The 14,428-nt window shown below is 59.8% G+C and carries 13 protein-coding genes and 1 pseudogene; 9 read left to right on the top strand and 5 right to left on the bottom strand.

From position 1 onward, the window contains the following. The first annotated feature begins 28 nt into the window (after positions 1–28). From ASC74_RS06270 to ASC74_RS06260, 3 genes are all read left to right on the top strand, one after another. Positions 29–1,177, top strand: a complete 1,149-nt coding sequence (locus ASC74_RS06270; RefSeq protein WP_056740182.1) for an aldose epimerase family protein — start codon at positions 29–31, stop codon at positions 1,175–1,177. 92 nt (positions 1,178–1,269) lie between these two features. Beyond that, positions 1,270–2,091, top strand: a complete 822-nt coding sequence (locus ASC74_RS06265; RefSeq protein ID WP_056740179.1) for an aldo/keto reductase — start codon at positions 1,270–1,272, stop codon at positions 2,089–2,091. 29 nt (positions 2,092–2,120) lie between these two features. After that, entirely contained in the window at positions 2,121–2,591 is a 471-nt protein-coding gene (locus ASC74_RS06260; protein WP_056740177.1) for a DUF1810 domain-containing protein, read from the top strand. On the opposite strand, the gene ASC74_RS06255 is transcribed toward ASC74_RS06260, so the two are convergent. Then, positions 2,556–4,916, bottom strand: a complete 2,361-nt coding sequence (locus ASC74_RS06255; RefSeq protein ID WP_162247431.1) for a DNA polymerase II — start codon at positions 4,914–4,916, stop codon at positions 2,556–2,558. The two genes, ASC74_RS06260 and ASC74_RS06255, sit on opposite strands and share 36 nt — an antisense overlap. A gap of 342 nt (positions 4,917–5,258) precedes the next feature. Between ASC74_RS06255 and ASC74_RS06250 the strand changes: the two genes are divergently transcribed. Further along, complete coding sequence (locus ASC74_RS06250; RefSeq protein WP_008148332.1) at positions 5,259–5,699, top strand: CBS domain-containing protein; 441 nt, start codon at positions 5,259–5,261, stop codon at positions 5,697–5,699. A gap of 1 nt (position 5,700) precedes the next feature. On the opposite strand, the gene ASC74_RS06245 is transcribed toward ASC74_RS06250, so the two are convergent. Beyond that, positions 5,701–6,324, bottom strand: coding sequence for a glutathione S-transferase (locus ASC74_RS06245; RefSeq protein ID WP_056740174.1), 624 nt, complete (start codon positions 6,322–6,324; stop codon positions 5,701–5,703). A 150-nt stretch (positions 6,325–6,474) separates the two neighbouring features. On the opposite strand from ASC74_RS06245, the gene ASC74_RS06240 reads away from it, so the two are divergent. Together ASC74_RS06240 and ASC74_RS06235 are read left to right on the top strand one after the other, a co-directional pair. Continuing rightward, complete coding sequence (locus ASC74_RS06240) at positions 6,475–7,269, top strand: DUF4349 domain-containing protein (RefSeq protein WP_056740172.1); 795 nt, start codon at positions 6,475–6,477, stop codon at positions 7,267–7,269. Between the two features lie 153 nt (positions 7,270–7,422). Beyond that, positions 7,423–7,704 (top strand): annotated as a pseudogene (locus ASC74_RS06235) (hypothetical protein); the annotation flags it as partial. A gap of 83 nt (positions 7,705–7,787) precedes the next feature. On the opposite strand, the gene ASC74_RS06230 reads toward ASC74_RS06235, so the two are convergent. After that, positions 7,788–8,882 carry a DUF1615 domain-containing protein gene (locus ASC74_RS06230; protein ID WP_056740168.1) on the bottom strand — a complete coding sequence of 365 codons (1,095 nt, stop codon included), beginning with the start codon at positions 8,880–8,882 and terminating at the stop codon, positions 7,788–7,790. Positions 8,883–9,065: 183 nt separating this feature from the next. Here ASC74_RS06230 and ASC74_RS06225 point away from each other — a divergent pair, with 183 nt between their 5' ends. Further along, entirely contained in the window at positions 9,066–10,601 is a 1,536-nt protein-coding gene (locus tag ASC74_RS06225; protein WP_056740166.1) for an FAD-dependent oxidoreductase, read from the top strand. Between the two features lie 124 nt (positions 10,602–10,725). Here the strand turns inward: ASC74_RS06225 and hemB are convergent, their stop codons facing one another. Next, complete coding sequence (gene hemB / locus ASC74_RS06220) at positions 10,726–11,700, bottom strand: porphobilinogen synthase (protein WP_056740163.1); 975 nt, start codon at positions 11,698–11,700, stop codon at positions 10,726–10,728. Positions 11,701–11,889: 189 nt separating this feature from the next. Here hemB and ASC74_RS06215 point away from each other — a divergent pair, with 189 nt between their 5' ends. Further along, positions 11,890–12,510, top strand: a complete 621-nt coding sequence (locus ASC74_RS06215; protein WP_056740161.1) for a LysE family translocator — start codon at positions 11,890–11,892, stop codon at positions 12,508–12,510. A 60-nt stretch (positions 12,511–12,570) separates the two neighbouring features. On the opposite strand, the gene ASC74_RS06210 is transcribed toward ASC74_RS06215, so the two are convergent. Beyond that, on the bottom strand, positions 12,571–13,269 hold the full coding sequence (locus tag ASC74_RS06210) for a glutathione binding-like protein (protein WP_056740159.1): 699 nt from the start codon (positions 13,267–13,269) through the stop codon (positions 12,571–12,573). Between the two features lie 370 nt (positions 13,270–13,639). On the opposite strand from ASC74_RS06210, the gene ASC74_RS06205 reads away from it, so the two are divergent. Beyond that, positions 13,640–14,314 (top strand): hypothetical protein, encoded by a 675-nt coding sequence (locus ASC74_RS06205; protein ID WP_056740157.1) that lies wholly within the window; start codon positions 13,640–13,642, stop codon positions 14,312–14,314. Positions 14,315–14,428: the final 114 nt, after the last annotated feature.

The raw sequence follows: 14,428 nt of genomic DNA, 5'->3' as shown, positions 1-14,428 counted from the left end.
CAAAAAACAACAAAAAGGAAGGTCAACCATGCTTCAATCCCGACACCCACTCTGCAGCCTTGGACTGTCCCTGATGATCGCCACCCTCTCCGCCCAGGCCGCCGGCCTGTCCAGCGAACACAAGTCCTTCGGCAAAACCAATGACGGCACGCCCGTCGAGCAATACATCTTGCGCAACAGCCATGGCCTGACCGCCACGGTCATTACCTACGGCGGCATTTTGCAGTCGCTGAAAGTGCCGGACAAAAACGGCAAGTTCGACGATGTGGTGCTCGGTTTCGATAACGTGCAGGGCTATCAGAGCGGCACGGCGTACTTCGGTGCGACCATCGGGCGCTTCGGCAATCGACTGGCCAACGGTGCTTTCGAACTGGACGGCAAGCGCTATCAGGTACCGCTCAACGACGGCTCCAATTCGCTGCACGGCGGCCCCAAGGGTTTTGACAAAGACGTCTGGAAAGCCCAACCGAGCAATGGCAAGGATTCGGTCGGCGTGACCCTGACGTACCTGTCGGCGGACGGTGAAATGGGCTTCCCCGGCAACCTGAAAACCGAAGTCACCTACAGCCTCAACGAGCACAACGAGCTGCGCATCGACTACAAGGCTTCCACCGATAAAGCCACGGTGTTGAACCTGACCAATCACAGCTATTTCAACCTGGCCGGCGCCGGTAACGGTGATGTGCTGAAACAGCTCGCCACCCTGCATGCCAGCCATTACACGCCGGTTACCGGCAAATTGATCCCGACCGGCGAACTGGCCCCGGTGGCCGGTACCCCGATGGACTTCACCCAACCGACGGCCATTGGCAAGAACATCAAAGCCGATCACCCACAGTTGAAATTTGCCGAACCGAAACAGGGCGGCTTCGATTTCAACTGGGTGCTGAACGCCATGGGTGATGTGGGCCAACTCGCCGCCGAGGTCAGCGATCCGCAATCCGGTCGTCGCTTGCAGCTCTACACCAGCGAGCCCGGTGTGCAGTTCTACACCAGCAACTTCCTCGACGGTTCGGTCAAGGGCAAGGCCGGCAAGGTCTATCCGCACTGGGGCGCGTTCACGCTGGAGACCCAGCACTATCCGGATTCGCCGAATCAGCCGAGCTTTCCGTCCACGCGACTGGACCCGGGCAAGACCTATGCCCAGAGCACTGTGATGAAGTTTTCTGCCCAATAACCCAGGACACCTCCTTTCTGGTGCTCGACGGAACCACCGGGCTATTCTGCTGCCCACTGAAGTATCGATCGAAATTCAGAAAGGAGGTTTGAATGCGGACCCTCGAACTGGCCGGCGTCAACGTACCGGTCATCGGTCAAGGCACCTGGCGCATGGGCGAAGATCGTTCCCGGCACACCCAGGAAGTGGCGGCTTTGCGCCTCGGCATCGAATTGGGCATGACCCTCATCGACACCGCTGAAATGTACGGCGAGGGCGGCGCGGAGGAAGTGGTCGGTGAAGCCATCGCCGGCAGACGTGATGAAGTGTTTCTGGTCAGCAAGGTGTACCCGCACAACGCCAGCCGCAAAGGCATCCCCCAGGCGTGCGAACGCAGTCTGCGGCGGCTCGATACCGATTACATCGATCTCTACCTGCTGCACTGGCGCGGCCAGTATCCCCTCGAAGAAACGGTCGAAGCCTTCGAACGCCTGCGCGAAGAAGGCAAGATCGGTCGCTGGGGCGTCTCCAATTTTGATGTCGACGACCTGGAGGAACTGGCCTCACCGGCCTGTGCCACCAATCAGGTGCTCTACAACCTGGAAGAACGCGGCATCGAGTTTGATCTGCTGCCCTGGAGCCGCCAGCATCAAATGCCGGTCATGGCCTACTGTCCGATCGGTCAGGGTGGGCCTATGCTGAACCATGCAACACTCAAACAAATAGCCGCCCGTCACCGTGTGACGCCGGCCCAGGTAGCACTGGCATGGATGCTGCGTAAGGAAGGCGTGATCGCCATCCCCAAAGCGGTCCGACCCGAGCACGTGCAACTCAACGCGCAAGCCGCGCAATTGCAACTGGAGGCTGGGGATCTGGAGGCGCTGGACCAGGCGTTTCGCGCGCCACAACGCAAACAGCGGTTGGCCATGGTCTGAGCCATCGCAGTCTGTCAGAGGGCTTCGGCATGAGAAGCACTGATCAGGACGATTCGTTTAATCTGCAACGCTTTATCCAGGCACAGGACCCGGTGTTCAAACGGGTCCAGGCCGAGCTGAACGCCGGTCACAAGCGCAGTCACTGGATGTGGTTCATCTTTCCGCAATTCTCAGGATTGGGCGGCAGCGAGATGTCCCGCCACTTTGCCATTCGTTCCAAAGAGGAAGCTGCGGCGTACCTCAATCATCCACTGCTGGGTTCACGGTTGCGCACCTGCACGCAATTGGTGCTGAACATCGAAAACAGCTCAATTACGGCCATCTTCGGTCACCCCGACAATCTCAAGTTTCACTCTTCCATGACGCTGTTCGCCCAGGTTGCTGGCGCTAACAGCGACTTTCATCGAGCACTTGACCAGTATTTCCACGGCATCCTGGATGACTGGACGTTGTTGCTGCTCGACTCAAAACAGGCCCAGCTGCCCACCAATCAAGGTTGAAAAGTCGTCGTCCACGAAGGGCAGAATGGCGTCCGCCACCGGTTGCAGTTGCCGGGTGACGTAGTGGTCGTAGTCGATGGGCGCGCTGCGGATTTCCAGCGGCTCGGGCCCGGCGACGGTGATCACGTAACTGATCCAGCCACCGTTCTGGTATTGCCGCGGGCGGCCCTGCTGGTCGTTGTAATCATCGGCCATTCGCGCGGCACGCACGTGAGGCGGCACATTGCGCTGATAGTCATCAAGGGTGCGGCGCAGGCGCTTGCGGTAGATCAGGCGATCGTCGAACTCCCCCGCCAAGGTCTTGCGCACATAGTCGCGCACATAATCCTGATAGGGTTTGCGATTGAAGATGCGCAGGTACAACTCCTGCTGGAATTGCCGGGCCAGTGGCGACCAGTCGGTGCGCACGGTTTCCAGGCCTTTGTAGACCATTTCGTCGGTGCCATCGACGCGGGTCACAAGCCCCGCATAGCGCTTCTTGCTGCCCTCCTCGGCGCCGCGAATGGTCGGCATCAGAAAGCGCTTGTAGTGGGTTTCGAACTGCAACTCCAAGGCACTTTCCAGACCGTATTGCTGCTGCACATGCTCGCGCCACCACTGGTTGACGTGATCCACCAGCGCGCGGCCGATCTGTGCGGCTTCTTGTTGACCATGGGCACGGCGCAGCCAGACGAAGGTCGAATCGGTGTCGCCGTAAATTACCGTGTGGCCCTGGGCTTCGATCAGCTGTCGCGTACGCAGCATGATCTCGTGACCGCGCAGCGTGATGGACGACGCCAGGCGTGTGTCGAAGAAACGGCAACCGCTGGATCCGAGCACGCCGTAAAAAGCGTTCATGATGATTTTCAGGGCCTGGGACAACGGCGCGTTGTGTTCGCGCTTGGCGGTTTCGCGACCTTCGGCGACCCGGGCGACGATGGCGGGCAGGCAATGCCGGGTTCTGGAAAAACGCGCACCGCGAAAGCCTGGCACCGACTCGCTGTCATCGGGATGTTTAAGCCCCTCGATCAAGCCCACCGGGTCGATGAGGAAGGTTCGGATGATCGATGGATAGAGGCTTTTGTAATCGAGCACCAGCACCGACTCGTACAGGCCCGGTTGCGAGTCCATGACAAAACCGCCGGGGCTGGCCTGCGCAGGCTTGTTCCCAAGGTTCGGCGCAACGAAACCCTGGCGGTGCATCAGCGGCATGTAAAGGTGCGTGAACGCCGCCACCGAGCCGCCGCTGCGATCCGCCGGTAAACCGGTGACGCTGGCCCGTTCCAGCAGGAAGGTCAGCAGCTCGGTCTTGGCGAAAATCCGCGTCACCAGCTCGCAGTCCTTGAGGTTGTACTTGGCCAGGGCCGGTTTGTCCTCGGCGAACATGCGGTTGATTTCGTCCATGCGCTGGTACGGATTGTCGATCGACTTGCCCTCACCAAGCAGGGTTTGCGAGACGTTTTCCAGGCTGAACGAGGGGAAACTCCAGGTCGCCGAACGCAGGGATTCGATGCCGTCGATGATCAGCCGGCCGGCGGCCGAGGCGAAGTAATGGTTGCGGCTACCGTGTTCGCGCCACTGCATCTCTTCGCCGCCACGCCCCAGTTTCAGCGGTACCGCCAGGCGCCGAGCGTGTTCGTGAAGCACGCGCAGGTCGAATTGCACGACGTTCCAGCCGATGATCGCGTCGGGGTCATGGCGGGCGAACCATTCGTTGAGTCTTTTCAGCAGCAGGGTTCGGGAATCGCAGTATTCGAGCTGGAAATCCACTTCGCTGTCGTCGCCATTGGGCGGGCCGAGCATGTAGACCTGGCGCTCGCCGCAGCCTTCCAGGGCGATGGAATACAGCTCGCCCTGAGCGGTGGTTTCGATGTCCAGCGAGACCAGCCTGAGGTTCGGGCGATAGTCGGGGTCCGGTTTCATCTGCGCATCGAGCAGCAGGCCTTCGGCGTTCGGCGTGCCACTGAACCGGACCGGTGCGGTGATGAAACGCTCCATCATGTAGCGTTCCGGTGGGCGCACGTCGGCTTCGAACATGTCGACACCGGCCTTGCGCAGTGCGGTTTCCAGGCGCATTAACTGACCGTGCTGCTGGCAATACAGGCCGAGCACCGGGCGGTGCTCGAAATCCAGCAGCGCCAACGCCCGCAGCTCGACGTTCTTTTCGCCGCGCAGCAGCGCTTCGGCCTGCTCGCGCTGGGCGGCGGGGATGAACGCCACCGACGGTTGATGAGGCAGGCGGATCCGCTGGGGACCGGTGTCGGTCGCCAGCCAGAACTCGACTTCCGTACCGGCCGGGGTATCGCGCCAATGCCGAGTCAGGACGAAGCCCCGCTGTAAATCCACCACTGCAACCTCAACATTTGATTCAGGTCGCAATTCTACGCGTCATCGAAGGCGATAGCCCTCTCTGCGATGTGGATGCAATCCGTGTGGGAGCGAGCCTGCTCGCGAAGGCGGTGGGTCAGTCAATACAAGTGTCGACTGATACACCGCCTTCGCGAGCAGGCTCGCTCCCACAGGATTGAGTCAGCCCATGGATCAATGAATAACTGTGAAAAATTTCAGGTTTACCGAAGAAAAACTGCTGAATGGCGTTTTTTGCGCGTTATCTGCCGCTTTCTGCCTTGCCCTCAGCGCCCGTGTCTACGATTCTTCAAGGACAACGACAACACCTGAGAAACTGCCATGAAAACCGTCGCCCAACTGCTGAAGTTAAAGGCTGAACAGAATCATGAGGTCCACACCATTGCGCCGCATCAAATGGTGCTGGAAGCGCTGATGGTCATGGCCGCCAAAAACGTCGGTGCTTTGCCGGTCTTGAGGAATGGCGAGGTCGTCGGCATCATCAGCGAGCGTGACTATGCGCGCAAACTTGTGCTCAAGGGCCGCTCCTCCGTCGGTACACCGGTCGAAGACATCATGGTGTCGCCGGTGATCACCGTGGACACCCATCAAACCGTCGAAACCTGCATGGGCATCATGTCCGACAAACGCCTGCGCCACTTGCCGGTGGTGGAAAACGGCCAGCTAATTGGTTTGCTATCGATCGGCGACCTGGTCAAGGAGGCCATCGCCGAACAGGCTGAGTTGATTCGCCAGTTGGAGCAGTACATCCGCGGCGAATAGATCAATCCGGCCAATGCCGCGCGAAGACCGGTGCCAATGTCGGGTGCCGGTCGATGCGCGTAAGCCACGCGAAAAACCCAGGCCTTGCACTGCGTAAATGTTCCCGGCTACCCGCCCATCTGGACACCACCGCCGCCAGCACATCCAGGGCTCCCGGCGTCTCGTCACCCAGATACAAATCGCCCGAAAACTGATCGGCAAACACCTCCCAACTCCTGTGCAGTCGCGCGCGGGCGCCGGCCATGAGGTTTTGCCTGGACGATTCATCCGCCTCGGCCAACCAGCGCTCGGGGTAGTCGATGATGCCAATGGCCGAATAGCAATTGCTGACGATGTACACCAGGCCGCGAATGGCCTGATCCCGCGCGGCGGTGTTTTTCGGCAGCAGATTTGCTTTGGGGAACGTGAGCCCCAGGTGAATCAGAATCGCAGCGCTCTCGGTGAGAACGCTGCCATCGGGCAATTGCAGTGTCGGAATCTGCTTGAGCGGATTGAGCTTCTCCAGCGCGTGGGTCGCCTCGGGAGAGGATTCAACGTCGATGAAGCGGTAAGGAATTTCGCAAAGCTCCAGTGCCGCTTCTATCGCGGCAGCGCCGGAGTTCTGGTGTCCGTATAGCTGGTACATATCGCGCGCTCCTGGCGAAACGAAAATAGACTCAGCAGACGATTGGGCACGAGGCACGTTCCCTGCCATTGGGCCGGGCGATACAGGTAAGATACGCCTCCCGGGCCGCACTCATGGTTCAAGCCCTACTGCACACTTCAAGGAAAGTACATGCGCCAACAGGATGGCGGTCTCGCCTCGTTTCTTCGTCTCTATGGGTTGCTTCTGGCTGGTTTGGCCTTGAGTGGCTGCTCGCCGAGCGAACACTCGTCTTCGGCCAGTCTAGCCGGTGAACAAGGGCGCGGTGGCGCCATGCTCGCCTATGAGCACGAACTGCAACTGTTGCTGCCCCAGGCGCAAATCGGGCCGCGCTTGCAGGCCACACGCGAGGCCTGCGAAACCGCACGCTTCGGGGCCTGTAACGTTCTGCGTATCGAGCAAGGCGCCGGCCGCGCCGAGATCACTTTGCGCATTGCCCCCGCTGGCGTCGAACCGCTGGTCACGATGGCGGCCGAGGGTGGGGAACTGGGTCAGCGGATCACCAGCGCCGAAGACCTGGCCGATGCTGTGGACGACACTCGTCGGCGTCAAGAACGGCTCAAGGCTCAGCAGCAACGTCTGGATGAATTGGCGGCCCGCAAAGACATCAGCGTCACGGACCTGATTACCTTGAGCAAGGAACAGGCAGGGATCGAAAACGACCTGCAAGCCCTGGCCCAGATCGCCGCCGGGCACCAGCGCCGACTGGACACCAATCGGGTCACGCTGTCGTTCCTGCCGACCGGCGCCAGCAGTCGCTCGTCGCACCTGAGCCAAGCGTTCAGCAATTTGCTGGACAACCTGGCCGATGGCGCCGCCGATGCGCTGGAAAAAGTCAGCTACGCGCTGCCCTTCCTGATTCTGGCCTTCCCGCTGTTCATGCTGTGGGTCTGGTTGTGGCGCAAGTTTGTTCGCCGTCGCACCTGAGTCGTTGAACTGAAACATCACGCTCGCGTGGGGTGCCTCGTCCTTCCTATCATTGCCGTCGATGTTCACCATCACGGCAATGAAGTTCTCATAAAAAATCCGCGGCGTAACATCAGCTCCAGACCCAACAACTACACCCCGGAGCACACCCTCATGAAACGCCAAACTATCCTCAGCATCGTTTTCTCGGTTTTTGCAGTTAACGCTTTCGCCGCTACCTCTGCTCACCCGGTTGTCGCTGAAGGCGGCTCGGATCGTCTGATTGAAAGTCGTGTGGCCGAAGGTGGTTCGGATCGTTTGATCGAAAATCGTGTTGCCGAAGGTGGCTCGGATCGTCTGATCGAGAAACGCGTTGCTGAAGGTGGTTCGGATCGCCTAATCGAGAACCGCGTTGCAGAAGGTGGCTCGGATCGCCTGATCGAAAACCGCGCTGCGTAAATGAATGGTTTTACCGCAGTACTCAATGAAAAACCCGGCCTCATCAGCCGGGTTTTTTTACGCCTTTTTTTTGCGCTCGGTCACTTGCCGGCCCGCGCCATGCAACGCTGATAACGCTCATCGACCCGCTTGGCAAACCACGCCGTGGTGAGTTTGCGGGTGATTTTCGGGCTTTGCAGAACAATCCCCGGCAACACCGCACGCGGTAATGGCCGACCTTCCGCCTTTTCGGCCAGGGCGAAAACCCGTGCATAGAGCTGGGTGTCCTCGAACGCGAAGTTTTTGCCCTCCTCCAATTGGTCCCGAAGGGTCGGATTGCGCATACCCAGTTGCTTGCCGAGGGTGCGCACCGCCAATTCCGTGGTGCCCGGCATGATCGAATCGTAGCGGACCAGGTCACCATCCAGCTCCAGCGGTATGCCCGACGCACGACTCACCGCGTTCTGAAACGCGGCATTGCGACTGGCGTACCAACCGGCATTGAAATCGGCAAAGCGATACAGCGGTTGTTTGTAGCTCACCGGATAACCGAGCAAGTGGGCGATACCGAAGTACATGCCGCCGCGACGACTGAACACTTCATGACGGATCGAGCCGTCCACCGGGTACGGATACGCCTTCGCCTGCTGCTCGGCGAAGTCGATGCTGACCTGCATCGGCCCGCCGGTGTGCACCGGGTTGAACCCACCGAACAGCGTCCGGCCCATGGGCACCATGCCGATGAAGTCATCGAAGATCGAGCTGAGCTCTTTTTCGCTGCGCGCCGCATTGAGTCGATCGCTGTAACTTTTGCCGTTGGATGAACTCACCTGCAGCGCACCGCTGACCAGCAGGCCGGGAATGTGGGCTTTGTCGGCACGGCGGTCGATCTCCTCGCGGGCGATTTTGCCCAGGCCCGGTACCGGCGGGTCCACCTGAAAGGTCGATTCCTGCTCGGTGACGGCCAGTACCGAGCACAGGTTTTGCGTGGATGGATAAATTTTCTGGGCAGCCAATGCTGCGTAAATGTCCGTGGCCCAGCCTTGGCGATCGGTGGTTTGGGCCGGCAGCAGGCGCACGATCTCGGCCTTGACCTCGGCAGGCTTGCGCGCAGGGAGCTCTTGCGTGCGCTGAGTGCCGCAACCCGCCAGCACCAGCAGCACGGCGACGCTCATCATCAATCGATTGGCTTGCATGTTGCTCCATCAAATCCGTTGAGCCGGGGTAACCATACGATCAATGGCATGGCGCAGGCTATGACTCTCGCCGCCCCCCACTGTTCCCCGTAGCAGCGCAGGGCCTTTTTCCGTTTGGCAGACATCCTGCCCGTCTGTCGCGGCTGAACCATACTTGAGCCACACACCGAGGAGGACAGTCTCATGAACCGTAGCGACGTTCTGATCATCGGCGCCGGCCCGACCGGGCTGGTGTTGGCGCTGTGGCTGAGCAAGCTTGGCGTGCAAGTACGCATCATCGATAAGACGTCGACACCCGGAACCACGTCGCGGGCGCTGGCCGTGCAGGCACGGACGCTGGAGCTGTATCGCCAGCTCGACCTCAGCGATGCGGTGGTGCAGAACGGTCATCGAGTGGCCGCGGCGAACTTCTGGGTCAAGGGCGAACCCGTGGCGCGCTTGCCGTTGAGCCGCATCGGCGAAGGCCTGACACCTTATGCGTTCCTCGAAATCTTTCCTCAGGACGAACACGAACGGCTGCTGATAGACCGCCTCGAAACCTTTGGCATCAAGGTGGAGCGCAACACGGCGCTGGAGAGTTTCGTGGAAACCGGTGACGGCATCACCGCCTATTTGCGCTTGGCCGATGGTCAGGAGGAAACCTGCCAGGCTTGCTATCTGGCAGGTTGTGACGGTGCCCGGTCGATCGTGCGCAAGACCCTGGACACCGGATTTCCCGGCGGCACCTACCAGCAGATTTTCTACGTCGCCGACGTGCAAGCCAGCGGCCCGACGTTCAACGGCGAACTGCACGTGGATCTCGATGAAGCGGATTTTCTCGCGGTGTTTCCCTTGGCCGGTACAGGCCGGGCACGTCTGATCGGCACCGTACGCGACGAGCGCGCCGCGCAAGCCGAAACCTTGCAATTTGAAGACGTCAGCAGCCGGGCCATCGAACATATGAAAGTAAAGATCGAGCAACTGAACTGGTTCTCGACCTACCGCGTGCATCATCGGGTGGCGGATCATTTCAGCACCGGGCGCGCGTTTCTATTGGGTGACGCCGCCCACGTCCACAGCCCCGCCGGTGGCCAGGGCATGAACACCGGCATTGGCGATGCCATCAACCTCGCCTGGAAACTCGCGGCGGTGTTGAGCGGCGGCGCTGAAGCCAATCTCCTCGACAGCTACGAAACCGAACGTATCGCGTTTGCCCGCAAACTGGTCGCCACCACCGATCGGGTGTTCAGTTTCGTCACGGCCGAAGGGCGTATGGCCGATTTGTTGCGCACGCGCCTGGCGCCGTTCGTGATTCCGAAAATGGCATCGTTTGAGGCGTCCCGTGAATTCCTGTTTCGCACGGTGTCGCAGATCACCTTGAACTATCGCGGGATGCCGTTGAGCACGGGCGTTGCCGGTCATGTTCACGGTGGCGACCGCCTGCCTTGGGCTCACGATGGTGAGGGGGACAATTTCGAATCGCTGAAATGCGCGACCTGGCAGGTGCATGTGTATGGCGACACCAGCGACGAAATGATCGCCTGGTGCCACGAACATCATTTGCCGTTGCATGTGTTTGACTGGCGGCCGGCGTTTGAAGCGGCTGGTCTGGGGCGTAACGGGTTTTACCTGTTGCGGCCGGATACGTATGTGGCGATTGCCGACAACTCTGCCGATCCCAAAGTGATCGAGCGGTACTTCCGGGATCACGGGATCAGACCGTTTTTCGGCGCGAACTGACTCAACACAGTCCAAATGTGGGAGCGGGCTTGCTCGCGAAGGCGGTGTGTCAGTTAATTCAAGTGTCGACTGACACACCGCTTTCGCGAGCAAGCCCGCTCCCACATTTAATCTGCAGTGATACTTAGATCCCGGCCAGCGCCAGGTCCATCGCAAAGTAAGTGAAGATCAGATCCGCGCCGGCCCGTTTGATCGACCCTAGGGTTTCCCGCACCACGCGATCTTCATCTATCGCCCCGGCCTGGGCGGCGAATTTGATCATCGCGTACTCGCCGCTCACCTGATACGCCGACAGCGGCAAACGCGAGGCTTCACGGATGTCGCGGATGATGTCCAGGTACGCGCCGGCCGGTTTGACCATCAGCGCGTCGGCGCCTTCCTGCTCGTCCATCAGTGATTCGCGCACGGCTTCGCGGCGGTTCATCGGGTTCATCTGGTAGCTTTTGCGGTCGCCCTTGAGTGCGCTGCCGCCGGCTTCACGGAACGGACCGTAGAGCGCCGAGGCAAACTTGGTCGAATAGGCCATGATCGCGGTCTGGTTGAAACCCGCTTCATCGAGCGCCCGGCGAATGGCCTGAACCTGCCCGTCCATGGCAGCCGACGGGGCGATCACATCGGCGCCGGCACGGGCCGCGGCCACCGCCTGTTTGCCGAGATTGATCAGGGTCTGGTCGTTGTCGACCTCATGGTTGTGCAGCACGCCACAATGGCCGTGGTCGGTGTACTCACAGAAGCAGGTGTCGGACATCACAATCATGTCCGGCACCGCGTCCTTGGCGATGCGCGACATGCGCGACACCAGACCGTTGTCGCTCCAGGTGTCGCTGCCGTTACCGTCCAAATGGTGCGACACGCCGAACGTCATCACCGACTTGATCCCCGCCCGGGCATAACGCTCGATCTCACCCGCCAGTTTCGACTCTGGAATACGCATCACGCCGGGCATGCTTTTGATCGGTACGAAGTCGTCGATCTCTTCCTCGACGAAAATCGGCAGCACCAGATCGTTCAAGCTGAACTCGGTTTCCTGGAACAGGCTGCGCAGGCTCGCATTGCGGCGCAGACGGCGTGAACGTGCTTCGGGGAACTGACTGGACATGAGGGTTTCCTGAAAAACGGAGGACGAGACGAAAGTCGTAGGGGGCCAAAGCTTATTCCCTCAACGGTCAGGGGCACAAACACCGATTGTGGAAGACTTTGTTACGGGCCCGGCAATAATCCGACCTCATTGCGCCAGCTAAAGACAACGTTCAGGATTGAGCAAAACCAACACAGGGAGTGACGCAGCATGTTTGATATCCAAAATTACGGCAGCTTCATTGCCGCGATTCTGATCTTCCAGTTAATGCCAGGGCCGGGCACCTTCGCCATTCTCAACGCCACCGCCCGCAATGGCCTGGGGGCCGGGTTCGGCGCCGTGGGCGGCACGCTGCTGGGGGATGCGACGTACATGATTGCGGCGGCCATCGGTCTGGCCGCCGTGATGCAAGCCAACCCTCTGTTGTTCCAGATGCTGCAGTGGTTCGGCGCGGCGTACTTGTGCTGGATCGGCGTGCAATTGCTGCGCGCACCAGCGGCCCGGGACTCGGCGGGGCTGGAGCCGAAACGGTCGGCCCGGGTCTACTTTCGCACTGCCCTGGCGGTGAGCCTGACCAACCCCAAGGTCATCCTGTTTTTTGTGACGTTTTTTCCGCTGTTCATTCGCCCCGATGCCTCCAGCCTGACCCTGGTCGCGATGATGCTGCATGTTTCGTTGATCAGCGCGCTGTATCAGGGTTTGCTGGTTCTGCTGGGCAATGCCGCGACCCGTCGTTTGAAAGCCATCCCCATGGCGCGAAAAATCGCTTCCCGCGTCGCCGGTATGGCGCTGGTCGGGTTCGGGATCAAACTGGCGGCGAGTAACCGTTAGGCCGCGACGCTCAGCGCTACAGATTCAGGGTGGCGCTGATGCGGGTCCAAATCGAAGCGTTTACTTGGGGATTTCCAGCCCGCGCATCACCGCCGGCCGCGCCAGAAAGCGCTCCAGCACCCGCGTGACGTTCGGGAAGTTCTCGATGCCCACCAGCTCGCCAGCCTCATAGAAGCCGATGAGGTTGCGCACCCAGGGGAAGGTTGCGATGTCCGCGATGGTGTAGCGCTCGCCCATGATCCAGTCGCGCCCTTCCAGGCGGTTATTGAGCACATTAAGCAGGCGTTTGCTTTCATCGACGTAGCGGTCGCGGGGACGTTTGTCCTCGTAGTCCTTGCCGGCAAATCGGTTGAAAAAACCGACCTGGCCGAACATCGGCCCGATGCCGCCCATCTGAAACATCAGCCATTGAAGGGTCTCGTATCGCGCCGCCGATTCCTGGGCCAGCAGTTGCCCGCTCTTGTCGGCCAGGTAAATCAGAATCGCCCCGGACTCGAACAGCGCCAGGGGTTGGTCCCCCGGACCGTGGGGGTCGAGGATTGCCGGGATCTTGTTGTTGGGGTTCAGCGAAAGAAATTCGGGGGACATCTGATCGTTGGCGTCGAAGCCCACACGATGCGGTTCGTAGGGCAGTCCGATCTCTTCGAGCATGATCGACACCTTGACGCCGTTAGGCGTCGGCAAAGAGTAAAGCTGGATCCACTCGGGGTATTGGGCCGGCCATTTTTGGTTAATCGGGAACGCGGACAGATCGGTCATGGGAAAGGATCCACGAGAAAATTGAGAGTGACGATCATAATGTAGGAGCTGCCGAAGGCTGCGATCTTTTGCCTTTATCAATATTACTGATGAGCAAGATCAAAAGATCGCAGCCTTCGGCAGCTCCTACACGTGTAACGTGTCCACAAATTCGCAACATCCTGTTGATAACCTAAGCTCCAACCCGTTCAAGATTCCCGGTACATTGCTGCGCACGTGCCGGAATCGAACCAAATGGGTATCAGAGGACTCTGAGCACTGCCCCTTTGAAACGGACCGGCTCAATGACATGGAAAACACCCGACGCAGGAATTTCGCGGTGTAAAGGTTTGTCAGCCTTAATCGAATGCGCTGAAGAACCCCTAATTCCATGACGAACCCTCTGAAATTCGCCAACCGCTTCAAACATCGCGCTTATCTGTTACTGCCCGCCCTGCTGGCGGCCGGCGCGTTGTTTCTGGCGCTGGACTCCCGCGAAAGCCGCGCCCAACCGGCAAACGGCACTCAAACGCTGGTGTTCCTGCGTCACGCGGAAAAACCAGAGGGGGGCCTCGGCCAGCTCAACTGCCAGGGCCTGAACCGCGCCATCGACCTGGCCACCTTGCTGCCGGAAAAATTCGGCAAGGCCAACTACGTGTTTGCCGCCAACCCGACGCGCAATGTCGAGGAAGGCGAACAGGACAATTCCTACAGTTACATCCGTCCCCTGATAACCATCAGCCCCAGCGCGATCAAGCTCGGTTTGCCGGTGAACATCAACTTCTCGGCCAACGACACCAGCGACCTCGCGGATGAGTTGCTTCAGGACAAGTATCACAACTCGGTCATCTACACCGCCTGGTCTCACGGCTATCTGCCCGAGCTGATCAACAAGGTCGCTGGAGAAGCCGTCGGCAAGAAACAGACCATCGCCGATGACTGGGAATCCAGCGATTACGACTCGCTGTTCGTGCTCACCCTGACCTGGCACAACGGCAAGGCCAGTGTGGTGAGCCACAGCTACAAGCAAGGCCTGAATAACGGTCCGCAGACCTGTCCGACGTAAGGGACGGCGGTGCTTTAATTTTTATAGCGTCTGCAAGGGCCCCTTCGCGAGCAAGCCCGCTCCCACAGTTGATCTTCAGTGAACACAATATTTGTGTACGACAAAGATCAAATG

Source organism: Pseudomonas sp. Root329, assembly GCF_001424925.1.
GTDB classification, from domain to species: Bacteria; Pseudomonadota; Gammaproteobacteria; order Pseudomonadales; family Pseudomonadaceae; genus Aquipseudomonas; species Aquipseudomonas arabinosi.
Note: the sequence above shows the minus strand (reverse complement) of the source record. Positions and strands in the feature narration are given on the sequence as shown.